This is a genomic window from Megasphaera sp. UBA4382, assembly GCF_002391155.1.
GTDB classification, from domain to species: domain Bacteria; phylum Bacillota; class Negativicutes; order Veillonellales; family Megasphaeraceae; genus Megasphaera; species Megasphaera hexanoica.
In genome coordinates this window covers 13,128-28,229 of sequence record NZ_DGRS01000013.1, presented here as the reverse complement: position 1 = coordinate 28,229, position 15,102 = coordinate 13,128, and the positions used below count along the sequence as shown (strand labels likewise).

The 15,102-nt window shown below is 48.4% G+C and carries 15 protein-coding genes and 1 tRNA gene; 13 read left to right on the top strand and 3 right to left on the bottom strand.

Annotation, left to right across the window (positions count from 1 at the left end):
* Positions 1 to 391 precede the first annotated feature (391 nt).
* The 11 genes from B4H10_RS00875 (at position 392) to gatB (ending at position 10,785) form a co-directional block, all read left to right on the top strand.
* Complete coding sequence (locus tag B4H10_RS00875) at positions 392 to 610, top strand: hypothetical protein (protein WP_059075984.1); 219 nt, start codon at positions 392 to 394, stop codon at positions 608 to 610.
* Positions 611 to 722: 112 nt separating this feature from the next.
* Positions 723 to 971 (top strand): HMA2 domain-containing protein, encoded by a 249-nt coding sequence (locus B4H10_RS00870; RefSeq protein WP_234995438.1) that lies wholly within the window; start codon positions 723 to 725, stop codon positions 969 to 971.
* A 4-nt stretch (positions 972 to 975) separates the two neighbouring features.
* Positions 976 to 1,599 carry an HMA2 domain-containing protein gene (locus B4H10_RS00865; RefSeq protein ID WP_075581143.1) on the top strand — a complete coding sequence of 208 codons (624 nt, stop codon included), beginning with the start codon at positions 976 to 978 and terminating at the stop codon, positions 1,597 to 1,599.
* A gap of 5 nt (positions 1,600 to 1,604) precedes the next feature.
* A complete protein-coding gene (locus B4H10_RS00860) occupies positions 1,605 to 3,692 on the top strand; it encodes a heavy metal translocating P-type ATPase (RefSeq protein WP_292018012.1) in 2,088 nt (695 codons plus the stop codon).
* 325 nt (positions 3,693 to 4,017) lie between these two features.
* Positions 4,018 to 4,311 carry a DUF2325 domain-containing protein gene (locus B4H10_RS00855; RefSeq protein WP_059075987.1) on the top strand — a complete coding sequence of 98 codons (294 nt, stop codon included), beginning with the start codon at positions 4,018 to 4,020 and terminating at the stop codon, positions 4,309 to 4,311.
* An 82-nt stretch (positions 4,312 to 4,393) separates the two neighbouring features.
* Positions 4,394 to 4,636: a FeoA family protein gene (locus tag B4H10_RS00850; protein WP_292018011.1), complete on the top strand. Its 243-nt coding sequence runs from the start codon at positions 4,394 to 4,396 to the stop codon at positions 4,634 to 4,636.
* 5 nt (positions 4,637 to 4,641) lie between these two features.
* Positions 4,642 to 7,083 carry a ferrous iron transport protein B gene (gene feoB, locus B4H10_RS00845; RefSeq protein ID WP_075581140.1) on the top strand — a complete coding sequence of 814 codons (2,442 nt, stop codon included), beginning with the start codon at positions 4,642 to 4,644 and terminating at the stop codon, positions 7,081 to 7,083.
* Positions 7,084 to 7,227: 144 nt separating this feature from the next.
* Entirely contained in the window at positions 7,228 to 7,407 is a 180-nt protein-coding gene (locus B4H10_RS00840) for a FeoB-associated Cys-rich membrane protein (protein ID WP_059075990.1), read from the top strand.
* A 173-nt stretch (positions 7,408 to 7,580) separates the two neighbouring features.
* A complete protein-coding gene (gene gatC, locus B4H10_RS00835) occupies positions 7,581 to 7,871 on the top strand; it encodes an Asp-tRNA(Asn)/Glu-tRNA(Gln) amidotransferase subunit GatC (RefSeq protein WP_059075991.1) in 291 nt (96 codons plus the stop codon).
* An 11-nt stretch (positions 7,872 to 7,882) separates the two neighbouring features.
* Positions 7,883 to 9,346: an Asp-tRNA(Asn)/Glu-tRNA(Gln) amidotransferase subunit GatA gene (gatA, locus tag B4H10_RS00830; protein ID WP_292018010.1), complete on the top strand. Its 1,464-nt coding sequence runs from the start codon at positions 7,883 to 7,885 to the stop codon at positions 9,344 to 9,346.
* A complete protein-coding gene (gatB, locus tag B4H10_RS00825; protein WP_292018009.1) occupies positions 9,346 to 10,785 on the top strand; it encodes an Asp-tRNA(Asn)/Glu-tRNA(Gln) amidotransferase subunit GatB in 1,440 nt (479 codons plus the stop codon). Before gatA ends, gatB begins: the two co-directional genes overlap by 1 nt.
* A gap of 101 nt (positions 10,786 to 10,886) precedes the next feature.
* Here the strand turns inward: gatB and tadA are convergent, their stop codons facing one another.
* A complete protein-coding gene (tadA, locus tag B4H10_RS00820) occupies positions 10,887 to 11,360 on the bottom strand; it encodes a tRNA adenosine(34) deaminase TadA (RefSeq protein ID WP_059075994.1) in 474 nt (157 codons plus the stop codon).
* Between the two features lie 83 nt (positions 11,361 to 11,443).
* Here tadA and B4H10_RS00815 point away from each other — a divergent pair, with 83 nt between their 5' ends.
* Positions 11,444 to 12,109 carry a trimeric intracellular cation channel family protein gene (locus B4H10_RS00815; protein WP_059075995.1) on the top strand — a complete coding sequence of 222 codons (666 nt, stop codon included), beginning with the start codon at positions 11,444 to 11,446 and terminating at the stop codon, positions 12,107 to 12,109.
* Between the two features lie 82 nt (positions 12,110 to 12,191).
* Entirely contained in the window at positions 12,192 to 14,030 is a 1,839-nt protein-coding gene (locus B4H10_RS00810) for a DUF4127 family protein (protein ID WP_414673993.1), read from the top strand.
* Between the two features lie 132 nt (positions 14,031 to 14,162).
* Here the strand turns inward: B4H10_RS00810 and B4H10_RS00805 are convergent, their stop codons facing one another.
* Both B4H10_RS00805 and B4H10_RS00800 read right to left on the bottom strand, forming a co-directional pair.
* Positions 14,163 to 14,801, bottom strand: a complete 639-nt coding sequence (locus B4H10_RS00805) for a YigZ family protein (RefSeq protein ID WP_292018007.1) — start codon at positions 14,799 to 14,801, stop codon at positions 14,163 to 14,165.
* A 69-nt stretch (positions 14,802 to 14,870) separates the two neighbouring features.
* Positions 14,871 to 14,947 (bottom strand) — tRNA-Val (locus B4H10_RS00800).
* Between the last annotated feature and the right edge of the window lie 155 nt (positions 14,948 to 15,102).

The window sequence follows — 15,102 nt, the reverse complement described above, 5'->3', positions numbered from 1 at the left end:
CTTCATTTGTTTTATGCTATTAGCATACGCTGTCTGATGGCAGATGTCAAGATGATATTTTTATTATAATAATATTATTCAGTAAACTGGATTCAGTAAACTGGGCAGGTATTTATTAAGGTTCATATAAAACCTTCAAGCTAGAAGATATTGATAAATAAATCTAAAATTATATAATGCATAATAAGGCACATAAACGTATCTCCGAAGACAAGGCGATAAAATACATGTATATCAAGGGCGTTCAAAAAATTTAAAAACATAATATCACAATATTGACAGTGATTACCGATTTCATATATAATAGTCAATGTAAAAAGTTATCAATTTCACAACAGAAGCTTCGTACTTCTGATGAAGGACGGAGCCGGATAAAAAGGAGATGTCCCGTATGTTTCAGAATCAGGATTTTTGGATTGGCTTAGGCGTGGGTGTACTGGCAGGTATTTTCGGATATAAACTGATGGTCGAAAGAGAACAGCAGCTACTGGCTCTGCAGCAGCCGGCTGCTACAGCAGCATCGGCTACAGTTCCTGTTGCTGAATTACAGCGTCAAAAAGAAGAACTCGAAGATATGATTGCCGCACAGGAAGCAGCACAGGCTAAATAATCAGAAGAAAAGAGACTGTCTCGCCCTCCTGGGACAGTCTCTTTTTCTTGTGATATCAGAATTTGTGAAAGGTAAACAGAATATGCTGCCATTTTCAAAATGGGATATTATTATGCGGTCTGTACAAATATCTTCTTATATTCCAGGCCGTATCCGGCTCTACAGCAAGCGTTTGATAGGTAATGCCGGATTGTGCCGGCAGGTATATGCGTATATTTCCAGCTATCATGAAATAGATTCGGTTGAAGTCAATATGGTGACCGGTTCCGTATTAATCAAATATCAGCCTGGCCTGCTCCGGACAAATCACGAATTGGCGAAAGTGGAACAATACGTCGTCAAGCGCATAGAAAGGAGATAACAACGTGTCTTATGTATCAGGATTCATGATTGGTGCCTCTATTGGTAAGTCGATTCACCAATTTTTTAGTAACTCTGGCCATTCAGGCGTCGCCCACAACACTATACCAGATTCCCGGCCTGTTCCTGTTTTACCGTTTTTTAGCCGGGCATCCCAAAGTCCGGGACGACGCCGTTATTATGCCAGAAGCCTCGTACGCAATCAGGCCCTGGCCGGCCTCCTGGCACAATGTCTGTATAAAATGTCGGGCATCCGCCGTGTTGAAATCAATCCCCGAACGGGCAGTATCCTCCTCCTGGGGGATGAAAAAACGCTCGATACGGTCGAAAAGGTGTTGAGTGAACAGGTTTTTTCTGTTCCCTTACCGGGGGAAGAGCTGATGAAAGAACTGGACGAAGCTAAAACGATGGAACAGAAAGTCGAATCAGACTTCCGTCATACCGCTGCTGATGTCTGCCGTATGTTCAATCAGGGAGTATCGGACAGTACAGGTCATCTGCTTGACTTGAAAGCGCTGGTTTCCCTCATATTCATTATACGGGGACTGCGCCGGACTATCGCGATGAATGAACGGGCGTCTGGTCCGCAGCTCTTATGGTGGGCGTACAGCCTTTTGAGAGGAAAGTGATTGTTATGTATATGTGTACCAAGTTACGGCTCCATGCAGAAATCCCTGCCCGGATCCGTCCTCTGCTGGGAGTGCGGCTGCGCCAGCTGCGAGGTGTCGTAGCGGCCTCGACTGACGGCCGGCTGGTTACTCTGTATTATAGACGGCCGTTTGATCCCCGCTCGGCTCTGCCTTTGCTGTACAGCTTTGAAAAAACGTATGGTGCAAAACGGGAAGAACGAAAAGATTTGGATATTGCTTCCTATAAACGGGAAGCAATCCTGTCTGTTGGTGGATTTATTGCCATGAATATCCTGTGCAAAACCAATCCGGCATTTTACGATAGCATTCTTTTGTTCCGCCGGCTCTTTACCCTGTTCATTGCCCGCCGGTTCATTAAAAACGGTGTTCTCGGTGTCGTCCAGCAGCATCAGGCCAATGCCGATACACTGACGGCGACGGCTGTCGTTGCATCGGTTCTGGCAGGAAAACCTGAATCCAGCCTGACTCTTCTGGCCTTATCCAATGGAGCAGAAATGCTGACAGAATATGCGGCAGAACGGGCGCGTAAACAGATTTCAGGCTTGTTACGGCTGGATCAGCGTGATGTATGGCTTATCGAACAGGGAAAAGAAAAGAAAGTCCCCGTAGAATCGTTAAAACCAGGTGATCACATCGCAGTTCACCTCGGCGAAAAGATATGTGTTGACGGGCGTGTCGTAAGTGGCAATGCCGCGGTAAACCAGGCCTCCATTACCGGCGAATCGAATCCGGCAATCAAGCAGAAGGGCTCTTTCGTCTACGCGGGCAGTGTCATTGAAGCGGGAAGTCTGGTCATTCATGTAGAAAAGGTTGGCAATGATACATCCCTGGCCCAGATTATCCATCTCGTAGAAGAAGCTCAGACGAGACGTGCTCCGGTACAGAACTTTGCCGATAAGATGGCAAATATGCTGGTACCTATTTCATTCATCGGTGCGGCAATCGTCTATGGTGCGACCAAAGACTGGCAGCGTGTTTTGAACCTGTTGTTCATTGATTTTTCCTGCGGCCTGAAGCTTTCTACGGCTACGGCTATCTCTGCGGCTATTGGTGTGGCTGCCCGCAAGGGTATTCTGATCAAAGGCGGCAACTACATCGAAAATCTTGCTGATATCGATACTATTGTTCTCGATAAGACCGGCACCATTACGATGGGGGTTCCGCAGGTACAGCAGATTCAGACGGCACCTGGCGTCGATGAAAAAGAAATGATCCTCCTGGCTGCTTCAGCGGAAATGCATTCAGTTCATCCACTGGCTGTCGCCATCCAGAAATACGTCAAAAATCATAAATGGACGACGCCGTCCCATGATACATCGGAAACGATTGTGGCACGGGGAATGCGTGCCGTCGTGCCTGACTTTGAAACGTATAAAGGCGGCACGATTCTCGTCGGCAGCCGTCGTTTCATGAACGAAGAAGGTGTCACGGGCCTGCCGGAAGCTATGGGAAAGACCGTTGGCAAGAGCCTTCTCTATGTAGCACGTGATGGGGTATTTATTGGTTTCATGGCCATTCAGGATCCGGTACGGCCAGCTATGAAGAAGACGCTGAATCAGATGCGCCGTCTTGGCATCGATGAAGTCGTTATGCTGACTGGCGATTCGAAAGAAGTGGCTGCAGAAGTAGCACGCGATATGGATATTGATTCCTACCATGCAGAAATCCTGCCGGAAGACAAGGCAAATTATGTCATGAAGCTTCAGAAACGGGGGAACGTCATGATGGTTGGCGATGGGATTAATGATGCGCCGGCCCTTGCATTTGCTGATATCGGTGTCAGCCTGGGTGGCAATAAGACGGATATCGCTGCAGAATCGGCAGCCATTACTATCCGTTCGGAAGATCCGTCCAAATTGTATGATGCCCTGGTCATTGGCCGCAAAACGATGAAAATCATTAATCAGAACTTTACGGCGACCATTGTCGTCAACTCGGCAGCTATGCTGCTGGGGGCTCTGGGAAGGATCAGTCCGCTTTGGGCCGCTGTGATTCACAATACGGCTACACTCGCAGTCGTCATGAACAGTGTCCGCATCCTGGGGCCGGCACGAGGTGTGAAACGATTTTAATTTTCAAAGATATTAGAAATAGATTCATGATATAGTACGAAATAAAAAAGCGAAAGGTATCATATGTAACATATTGTTACGATATCTTTCGCTTTTTATTTATATTAATTATCAATTATATTATCATTATTACATAATATGTTATAAAATTAGGCCTATATAAGGGAAATTATAGATAGATTGCTTAATAAATTTATGAAAATGAAAACAAGTATTGACAACCAGTACGTGATTTTATATACTATATATCGTAATGAATAATATTATCAATAAAGAGAGGATGTGTGAGTATTATTTACGGAGCCTGAGAAGGGAAGCGATGTAAATGAGTGTTGTCATTGTAGGTGGAAATGATTGTATGGTTTGCCAGTACAAAAGTATTTGTAAAAAGTTTGATTATAAGGCAAAAGTATTTACCCAGGTACCGAGCGATTTCAAATCAAAAATCGGTTCGCCCGATCTGGTAGTACTGTTTACGAGTACCGTGTCCCATAGAATGGTACATTGTGCTGTGAAGGAAGCTCAGCGCAAGAACGTAGAAGTCGTTCGTTCCCATACGAGCAGTTCAAGCGCTTTAAAGTCTATATTACAGGCTCGTGCTGAGCGATGTGCATTGTAAATCTCCATTACAGGCCTGAACGGCATCCGCCGTCCGGGCCTGTAATATGGGCAATGGACAGTGGTAAAGGAGGTGTCAGATCATGAACATTGTCAAACTGGCGGATATGAAACCCGGTGCCAGCGGTGTAGTAGAAGCACTGAAAGGACATGGGAATATTCAGCATCGTCTCGTTGATATGGGCGTCGTCAAGGGATCCCATATCACAGTAGTAAAAGTTGCGCCTTTGGGCGACCCCGTTGAAGTCAAGGTCAAAGGGACCGCGCTGGCACTGAGAAAGAATGAAGCAGCTATGATCAGTGTAGCTGTCGGAGGAGGTCATTAGTAGTCATGGATAATGCAGGAACTATCAAGGTTGCCCTCGCCGGCAATCCGAACTGCGGAAAGACGACAATTTTTAATAATATTACGGGTGCAAAACAGCATGTCGGCAATTACCCCGGCGTTACGGTAGAAAAGAAGGAAGGCCGTTGCAATTATGACAATCATAGCCTTTTGTTCGTCGATCTTCCCGGTACGTACAGCTTGACAGCCCGTTCTCTGGATGAAGTCGTTGCAAGAAATGTTATTATTAATGAAAAACCGGACATCATCGTAAACGTCTTGGACGCTTCTAACCTGGAACGGAATCTGTATCTGGCAGCCCAAATCATTGAATTGGGGCGGCCTGTCGTCATCGGTCTGAACATGATGGATATTGCCGAACGCATGGGTGCCCAGATCGATTTGAAAAAACTGGGTGAACAGCTGGGAGCTACAGTGGTTCCTCTCGTAGGCAGTAAAAATAAAGGGACCCAGGAATTATTGCAAGCCGTCATGAATGTAGCCCAGAAAGAAGAAACGGTAAAGAACGCAAACGTCGATTACGGCCCCGACTTGGAACCAGCCATCACCAGCCTGGAAGATATGATCCAGAAGACAGGCATTATCCAGTATCCTGTACGCTGGCTGGCAATCAAACTTTTGGAAAATGACAGTGATGTCGTCAGCAAGGTAAAGGCCATCGATGGAACGGAAGGCATTCTGGCCATGGCCCATACGCTGCGGGATTCCCTGAAGAATAAAGTAGATCTGGAATTCTGCTTTGCTGAATACCGCCACCGTTTTGCTGTACAGGCCTATAATAATGCCGTTATTAAACCAGGTACGACGGACTCCCTGTCGGATAAAATCGATAGTGTCCTGACAAACCGCTTCCTGGGCATTCCTATTTTCCTCGGCCTCATGTGGCTCATGTTCGTTGTCGTCATCAATCTTGGCGCATATCCTCAGGACTGGCTGGATACAGGCTTTGGCATGCTCGGCGACTGGTGCAATGATGTGATTGAAGACGAACAGCTTCGTTCCCTCGTCGTTGATGGCGTCATTGGCGGTGTCGGTTCTGTACTTTCGTTTGTACCGCTTATTGTACTGTTGTATTTATTCATCAGTCTGCTGGAAGACACGGGATATATGGCCCGTGCAGCTTTCCTTATTGACCGGGCTATGCGTGCCCTGGGCCTCCATGGGAAATCGTTCATACCGATGATCCTTGGCTTTGGCTGCAACGTTCCTGGTATTATGGCCGCCCGTACACTGGACAATGAAAAAGACCGTCTGGTCACCATTATGGCCTGCCCCTTTATGAGCTGTGGTGCCCGCCTGCCTGTGTATACACTTTTGATTGCGGCTTTCTTCGGTGCTTCCGGCCACGGCGGTACGGTCCTCTTCGGCATATATCTGCTGGGGATTATCGTTTCCGTATGCGTCGCGCTGGTACTCCGCCATACAGCGTTTAAGGGCGAACAGGAACCGTTTGTCATGGAATTGCCGCCTTATCATATCCCGACGCTCAAAGGCGTTCTGACCCATATGTGGGAACGCACCGTATTGTACCTCAAAAAAGCCGGTACATTCATTCTTGGCGCTTCCATTCTGGTATGGTTCCTCACGGCCTATCCGATGGATGTAGAATACAGCCAGGATTACGATGCGGCCAAAGAAGCCGTAACGGCCCAGATGGAAGAAACTCAAGCCAGCATCCTGACCGGGTATGGCCTTTCTGACATAGAAGATAATGCTGAATTGAACGATATGTATGAAGCCATGGTAGCAGCAGCTGACGAAGCAGCCGATGAAGCCGACGAAGACGAAGCGGATACAGGTAACTCCCTGAATCCGGCTGCGGCTCTGAGTTCTGTTGAAGATCAGGTCAAGAATTCGGAAGAAGCAGAAAATACGCTGTTCATGGGTAAATACCCAGACAGCTTTGCCGATCTCCAGGAACAGAACCCGACTGTATTTGCACAGGCTCTGCCTTTGTTTGATGCCAAAGCAGAAGCCGATGATGCAACAGCCAAACTCGAAGACCAGCAGAATGCCGAAAAACTGGAACAGTCCTATGCGGCCCGCATCGGCCATTTCGTCGAACCGGTTATCCAGCCCCTTGGCTTTGACTGGAAAATCGGCGTAGGCCTTATTGCCTGCACGGCTGCCAAGGAAGTTATGGTTTCGACACTGGGTACGATTTACAGCGTCGGTGGTGATGATACGCATGAATCGGGCATCGTCGCTTACCTGAGAGACGACCCGGACTTCAATCCGGCCGTAGCCCTCTCATTGATGGTATTTTGCCTGCTGTACATGCCCTGCGTTGCAGCAATGGCCGTCATCAAACGTGAAACCGGTTCCTGGAAAATGCTCCTCGCCGTCGATGGCATGTGCCTCGTATTTGCTTATATTGGTGGTTTTATTACCTATCATCTGGCACTCTTTGCCGGACTGGGGGTATAATACGAATGCGATTCATCATTCTCGTTTTTGAAATTAACTATTGATTTTATAATGGGAATAATGATATACTTAGGGCGCCGGAAGGCGTCCTAAGTGTCTATTATCATTTCAGAATTGAACGATACAGAAAGGTTGTGATCTTGTATGAGCATTGCAACGATTATTGTGGCACTTGTAGTATTGGCAGCTGCGTTTTACATCGGCCGTCATATCCGGGGGCTGTTCAAGGGAACGACCAGCTGTTGTGGCAGCAGTGGTTCCTGCAGTGGCAGTTGCCCGTCCTGTTGCTCCCATCCTGAAAAAACAAGTTGGGAAAAGAAATAAGAATTGCATTTTCAGGTATTCTGAGAACATTTTCTCAAAATAGAACCGTAAAAAATCAGGAGTTCGTTTATTATAAGCGGCTCCTGATTTTTTTGTCCTGCAGATGACAAGAGGCACAATATGGGGTATAATCTAGATTGTTGAATATTATTATTAGTACAAGGAGTGTCCGTATGAAAATCAGTGCTGAAGAAATAAAGAAAATCGCACTGCTTTCCCGTCTTAATATCGAAGACGATCAGATTGAAGAAGTCGGGAAACAGCTGAATGACATTTTGGCTTATATGGACCTGTTAAATCAGGTTGATATCACGGATGTAGCGCCTACGGCTCACGCTGTATCTATGCGCAATGTCATGCGCGACGATGTGCCCCAGCCGTCCTTATCCAATGAAAAAGCGCTTTCTAATGCGCCGGAACCGGAAAATGGCTATTTTAAAGTTCCCAAAGTCATTCAGGATTGAGGAGGGATATTGTGGAAGCATTAACCATACATGCACTGCATGATAAACTCGTAAATAAAGAAATATCTGCTGTGGAGCTGACAGAAAAGTTTATTGCCCGTAAAGACACGGTGGAACCGGATATCAAAGCCTTTTTATCTGACAACCGGAAAAATGCACTGGAAGCAGCCGCCGCAGTCGATAAGAAAATCGCTGCCAGGGAAGCTATTGCGGATATGGCCGGTGTACCGGGAGCTATTAAGGATGTCATCTGCGTTGCCGGACAAAACACGACCTGTGGCTCGAAAATTCTGGAACATTTTAAATCGCCCTATAATGCGACGGTCATTGAAAAACTGAATGCCCTCGATTATATCAGCCTTGGCAAGACCAATATGGATGAATTTGCCATGGGCAGTTCAACGGAAAATTCGGCTTATCAGATTACCCATAATCCCTGGAATCTGGATTATGTACCAGGCGGATCGTCCGGCGGTTCGGCCGCTGCCGTAGCAGCTGGGGAAGCCGTCTGGTCACTTGGTTCGGATACGGGCGGATCGATTCGTCAGCCTGCTGCCTACTGTGGCCTCGTTGGCCTCAAACCGACATATGGTCTCGTTTCCCGTTATGGTCTGGTTGCTTACGGCTCGTCTCTTGACCAGATTGGGCCATTTACCAATGACGTAGAAGACTGCGCCATCGTCCTCAATGCCATTGCAGGGCACGATGCGAAGGACTCGACGTCTATCCCACAGGAAAAGAAAGATTATAAAAAAGCACTGATCAATGATGTCAAAGGCATGAAAATCGGCGTTCCGGAAGAATTCTTTGTAGAAGGCCTGGATGACCAGTGCCGCAAAGCCCTGGAAGAAGCCATTGATACCTATAAGAAGCTCGGTGCTGAAATCGTGCCGGTCAAAATGCCGCATATGAAATATGGTCTGGCTGCCTACTATATCATCGCTCCGGCAGAAGCCAGTTCCAATCTGGCACGGTACGACGGTGTTGGATTCGGATTCCGGGCAGATGGCACGGACATTGTCGATATGTACCGCAAGACCCGTACCGAAGGGTTTGGACCGGAAGTAAAACGCCGCATTATGCTGGGGACGTATGTCCTCAGTTCCGGTTACTATGATGCGTATTATCTGCGGGCTATGAAAGTACGTACCCTGGTAAAACAGGATTTCGACAATGCCCTTCGCACCTGTGATGTCCTGCTTACGCCGACCGCGCCGGATACGGCATTTAAAATCGGTCAGAATGACAATAATCCCCTGGCCATGTATTTAGGCGATGTCTGCACAGTTACACTGAATCTGGCCGGCCTTCCGGGTATCAGCATTCCCTGTGGCTTCAAGAACGGTCTTCCCATTGGCATGCAGCTCATTGGCAAGGCTCTTGATGAAGAAACACTGCTGCGCGTTGCCTATACATTTGAACAAAACCGCACGGACCTGAAGAAGCCGCTGCCCATGGGGGAGGTTGAACTCTGATGAAATATGAATCCGTTATCGGCCTGGAAGTCCATGTCGAACTGAAAACAAAAACAAAAATTTTCTGCGGCTGCTCCACTGAATTCGGTGCCCAGCCCAATACGCACGTATGCCCGGTCTGCCTGGGCCTTCCGGGAAGCATGCCTGTTCTCAATAAGGAAGTTCTCCATTATGCCGTAAAGGCCGGATTGGCACTTCACTGCGATATCCTGCCGTTCAGCAAATTCGACCGTAAGAATTATTACTATCCCGATTTGCCAAAGAATTTCCAGACATCCCAGTATGATCTGCCTATCTGCCTCAATGGCTATATCGATATCGAAGTCGGGGGCAAGACACGCCGCGTTCATCTGACCCGTATCCATATGGAAGAAGATGCAGGTAAACTGGTCCATAGCGGCGCTTCTATCGACACATCGGATACGACCTTCGTCGATTACAACCGTACCGGCGTGCCCCTGCTGGAAATCGTATCCGAACCGGATCTGCGCAGTGGGGAAGAAGCCCGGGCTTATCTGGAAAAACTCCGTTCTATCATGCAGTATCTCGGCGTATCTGACTGCCGTATGGAAGAAGGCAGCATGCGCTGTGATGCCAATATTTCCGTACGCCCCGTCGGCAGTGATAAACTGGGGACGAAGACGGAAATTAAAAATATCAATTCCTTCAGTGGTGTCCAGAAGGGGATTGAATACGAAGCGGTCCGTCAGGCCCAGATCCTCGATGAAGGCGGCACAATCCAGCAGGCGACCCGCGGCTGGGAAGAAGCCAAGGGTATTACGGTCCTGCAGCGTGTCAAAGAAGGCGATGCCGATTACCGTTATTTCCCGGAACCGGATCTGATTCCTATCGAAGTATCGAAGGAATATATTGAAAAAGTACGGGCTGAATTACCGGAAATGCCGGACGCACGGCGCCAGCGCTTCCAGGATGAACTGGGACTTCCCGAATATGATGCCAATCTCCTGACACTGGAAAAACAGACAGCCGACTATTTTGAAGATGTCGTCAAAGAAGGAATCGACGCCAAGACGGCTTCCAACTGGATGCTCGGCGAGTTTGCCAAAAAACTCAATGAAGAAGGCGTAACGGCCGATCAGGCTCCGGTCCGTCCGGCGGCGCTGGCAGGTCTCCTCAAACTCATTGCCAAAGGTACGATTTCCGGTAAGATTGCCAAGAAAGTCCTGCCGGAAATGTGGTCCAGCGGCAAGTCTGCCGACGATGTCGTCAAAGAACAGGGCTTGGTACAGATTACCGATACTGGTGCTATTGAAGAAATCGTCAAATCGGTCATTGCGGACAATCCGCAGTCTGTCGCCGATTATAAAGCAGGTAAGAAGAAAGCTATCGGCTTCCTCGTCGGACAGGTCATGAAACAGACTAAGGGGCGGGCTAACCCGGGAGTTGTCAACCAGCTGCTCACGAAAAATCTGGAATAAGAAGCAGCGTTCATAGTACATACAATAAAGGACCATGCATGAAGTCTTCGGCTATCATGCATGGTCCTTTGCCTTATGTTTCGTCTGTTATGACGATTATCTCAGGGCTGTCCAGAATCACTTTTTTTTCGTTTTTTTCGGAAGAAATCTTTGAGGAGTGCGGCGCATTCATCGGCGCGGACGCCGGCTGTAATGGAAGCCCGGTGATTGAGAAGCGGGCTGTCTGCCAGCTGGAACAGGGACCGTACGGCACCTGCCTTAGGGTCGGCGCAGCCGTAGACTACCCGGTCCAGACGGCTGTTGACGATGGCTCCGGCGCACATGGGACAGGGCTCACAGGTGACATAGAGCGTACAGCCCGATAAGCGCCACCGGCCGAGGGCGCGGCAGGCTTTTTCGATAGCCAGCAGTTCTGCATGGGCGGTGGCACAGGGCAGGCTTTCCCGCAGATTGTAGGCCCGGGCAATAGCTTTCTTCTGATAAATAATGACGGCGCCAATCGGGATTTCACCGACGGCATAGGCTGTTTTGGCTTCTTCCAGGGCTTTCCCCATATAAAATTCATCTTTTGTCATAATGATATCCTTGATTCTTTTTTGCATTCATGGTAGGTTACTATCAGATACACTGATTTTATTGTACAGGATGGTGGAATATAATGCAATCACTCTGGTGGCAGCTTTTCGATATTCTGGGGACCGTGGCCTTTGCCCTGTCGGGTGCACTGGTTGCCGTTTTGCGGCGCATGGACATATTTGGTATTTTCGTACTGGCCGCAGCGACTGCTGTCGGTGGCGGAATCGTACGTGACCTCATACTGGGACGCATTCCCCCGGCTTTTTTCCAGAATAGTATGTATTTCTGGCTGATCATTGCGACTATGGGAGTAACTATCTTTTTCCTGCGCTATATGGATACGCACCGCCGTCACCGCCTCATGCATGCATCTATCAACCTGTACCTTTTCTGTGATGCCATTGGACTCGGTTCGTTTACTGTCACGGGGACATTGCTGGGCTGTTATATGTTTCCCCATTATTGGGTTTTGTGCATTTCTCTGGGGCTGATTACGGCTGTCGGTGGTGGTATCATCCGTGATGTCCTGGCAGGCCGCATCCCGGCAACGCTGATTCAGGATGTCTATGCTACGGCTTCGTTTATCGGTGCCGTCGTCCTCTATGTCCTGTATATCCCCCTGGGCCAGGCAGCTGATGTGGCATCCATTATTTGTTTTGCTGTGACCGTTGGCGTCCGCCTCCTGGCCATCCGCTATCACTGGAATCTGCCAAGAGTCAAGCGGCGCAAGAGAGGACAGCGTTTTTGAAAGCATTTGCATGGCAGATGGTAAATCTGGTATAATAAACTGATAATTTTTTCTATTTCTGTGTATGTCAGAGGTGATAGTGTTGAATGGTTTTCGTAAGGTCTTAGGAGCTGTCGTCGTATCTTTGTGTTTGTGTTCAGGCCCGGCAGCGTTGGCCAAAACGATTTTATACGTGCCGCAGGACAACCGTCCCGTTGACTTTGCCTATACGGTCAGTACGGCAGAAGATGCCGGATATACGGTGATAACGCCGCCAGACCGGTATTTATCGGGGTCTAATTTCCAGGGTTCTCCCGATAAGCTTATGGAATGGGTAGAAGAAAATGCCGGCAAAGCCGATGCTATGGTACTGTCGGTGGATTCCCTGGTCTATGGGGGACTTGTCGATTCGCGCAAACATAACCTTTCTATGGATACTCTGCTGGCCCGTCTGGAAAAGGTAGAAAACCTGCACAGCAAGTTTGGCAAAGTGCCGATTTATGCTTTCAGTACAGTCATGCGCAGTCCCTGGGCCGGTGGCAAGGGCGTCGAACCGGATTACTATCTCAAATCCGGCAGTGACATTTATGAGCTGGCATCACTCCAGGCAAAGATGGATGAAGAAGGATTGACTCCGCAGGAACGGAATGACTGGTTCAGCATCATGCGCCGCGTCCCGGCCGAATATCTGCAGGACTGGTTCAGCCGCCGTAAGAAGAATATGGCCATCAACTACCGCCTCATTAGTGATGCCCGAAAAGGCATCTTTACCTATTACAGTCTCGGTCATGATGATAATTCTGTCCGTACCCAGTCGTCACTGGAATCGAAATATCTTGAACAAGCAGGAGCCGATATCCCGAAGACCAGTTTCGGGTCGTTCCCGGGAGCTGATCAGCTGGGGTTGCTGCTCATTACGCGGGCTAATAATGATTTTAATAATTATCATCCTAAAGTAACGGTCATCTATCCTCTCGGCGGGGGAGAAAAGACTGTGCCGAGTTACGACGGACAAGCTATAGGGAAGACGATTGCCGAACATATTGAAGCTATCGGCGGTACGATAACGGACAAGGAAAAGCCGGACCTGCTGCTGGCCGTCAATACGCCTCTTACGACATCGACGCGTGAATCGGGGAATTTTGAAAATTTCCCCATCATGCTGGACTCGACGCGGACATTCCTCACACAGATAGAAAAGGCTATGGCCCAGAATATACCAGTCAGCCTCGTCGATATGGCCTTTTCCAACGGGTCAGATAATACGCTGATATATGGTTTATATAAGGATAAGATGATGTATCAGCTGGCAGCATATAATGGATGGAATACAGCCAGCAATTCTGTCGGATATGGTATATCTCAGGGGATTCTGGCCCGGTATATGTCTCCCGATGCCCATCAGCGCATGCTGACGACCCAGTATCTGGACAACTGGGCGTATCAGGCCAATGTCCGGGATTATATTTACCGGATACAGCAGAAGGTAGAGGCCAATACAGAGCAGAAGTATTATCCGACGGTGATGAGCGAAATGCAGAGCCGTACGAAAGAACAGCTCCAGCGGTATGCCCAGACATATCTGGGCATCGATCCCCGTACTGTCAATGTCACATTCCCGTGGAACCGGCTGTTTGAAGTCTACGTCGATGTTCATTCTCAGCCGAATGTAAGTCTGGAAAGTGATGTCCGGCAGGGACTGCGCCAGAAAGAACTGGACCGTCTGGCGGCCCAGCAGGAAGCAGCCCGCAAGGCTCTGGAAGCAGAAAAACAGAAAACGGTTAAAGATAAAAATGCCAAGATAGATCCGAAAGTAAAAGAAGAACTGGAACAGGCTGAACAGGCTGCGCGGGAACAGTACGAAGCAGAGTTGCAATCCCAACAGCTGGCCCGGGAAGAAGAACAGGCCCAGAAAAACCGGACCTGGGTTCCCAAAGACTAGGACAGAAGAAGGTAGTTTACAGATTGTAGTTTTTGGAAAAACGGGTGCAGAAGGGAAAATATGAACCAGCAAAAAGCCCATGGATGTGTACGATGAAAGGTGTACATATCTATGGGCTTTTTGCTGGCTTTGTTAAGTTCGTACGATGGGGATGACTTTCGTTTTTTCGGTCTTGCAGATAGCGTTGCCATTAGTCGCATTTGTAATGGCCTGGATTGCCGGACCGGCCTGCTCTTCCGGAATTTCCAGAGTAAATGTGACGTCAGAGGCAAAGGAACGGTCTGCGATGCGCACGGCATACGATGGGACCAGACGTTCTATGACGCTCACAAAGGAATAGGGGAAGGAAACGTTTACGACCTGATAAGGGAGATAGTCGGCAATTTCCGCTGCTTCCAGACCGAGGGTTACACAATGGCTATAAGCCCGTATGAGGCCGCTGGCACCGAGCTTGATGCCGCCGAAATAGCGGGTGACGACAACAATGGTGTTGGTGATGCTGTTTTTTTTCAGTACTTCCAGCATCGGGCGGCCAGCTGTTCCCGACGGTTCTCCGTCGTCATTGGATTTCTGGATGGCGCCGTCAGGACCAATCTGATAAGCATAACAATTGTGCCGGGCATCCCAGAATTCCTTGCGCCGGGCTTCGATGAAAGCAGATGCTTCCTCTTCGCAGGTCACTTCTCTGAGATGGATGAGAAAACGGGATTTTTTTATGGTATATTCTGTTTCGGCACTGCCATAAACGGACGTAATATGCGGACTGGTCATAATCGGATTTCCTCGCAAATTATAAATGTGTATAAAAAAGCCGCCGGAATCCGGCGGCCTTAGTTTCATTGGTGGGAATAGTTGAATTCGAATCAACGACCTTCACGATGTCAACGTGACGCTCTAACCAACTGAGCTATACCCCCATGCGACTTGTTTAGTATACTCAATTTCACACGTATTGTCAAGTATATTTGAAGAAAAAATAAATTTTTTTTTCAAATATACTTACAGTCTGTACACGGCAAATCCTGCGGCTATGGCAGCGAGAAAACGTGTTGGCAGAGGTATCCTATCAGTA

Bases quoted from the DNA above. Each gene is read 5' to 3' on its own strand.
- B4H10_RS00815 (WP_059075995.1), top strand. From the start codon at position 11,444: ATGCAATCACTCTGGTGGCAGCTTTTCGATATTCTGGGGACCGTGGCC.
- tadA (WP_059075994.1), bottom strand. From the start codon at position 11,360: ATGACAAAAGATGAATTTTATATGGGGAAAGCCCTGGAAGAAGCCAAA.
- B4H10_RS00840 (WP_059075990.1), top strand. From the start codon at position 7,228: ATGAGCATTGCAACGATTATTGTGGCACTTGTAGTATTGGCAGCTGCG.
- B4H10_RS00855 (WP_059075987.1), top strand. From the start codon at position 4,018: ATGAGTGTTGTCATTGTAGGTGGAAATGATTGTATGGTTTGCCAGTAC.
- B4H10_RS00870 (WP_234995438.1), top strand. From the start codon at position 723: ATGCGGTCTGTACAAATATCTTCTTATATTCCAGGCCGTATCCGGCTC.
- B4H10_RS00875 (WP_059075984.1), top strand. From the start codon at position 392: ATGTTTCAGAATCAGGATTTTTGGATTGGCTTAGGCGTGGGTGTACTG.
- B4H10_RS00860 (WP_292018012.1), top strand. From the start codon at position 1,605: ATGTATATGTGTACCAAGTTACGGCTCCATGCAGAAATCCCTGCCCGG.
- B4H10_RS00850 (WP_292018011.1), top strand. From the start codon at position 4,394: ATGAACATTGTCAAACTGGCGGATATGAAACCCGGTGCCAGCGGTGTA.
- gatB (WP_292018009.1), top strand. From the start codon at position 9,346: ATGAAATATGAATCCGTTATCGGCCTGGAAGTCCATGTCGAACTGAAA.
- feoB (WP_075581140.1), top strand. From the start codon at position 4,642: ATGGATAATGCAGGAACTATCAAGGTTGCCCTCGCCGGCAATCCGAAC.
- B4H10_RS00805 (WP_292018007.1), bottom strand. From the start codon at position 14,801: ATGACCAGTCCGCATATTACGTCCGTTTATGGCAGTGCCGAAACAGAA.
- gatC (WP_059075991.1), top strand. From the start codon at position 7,581: ATGAAAATCAGTGCTGAAGAAATAAAGAAAATCGCACTGCTTTCCCGT.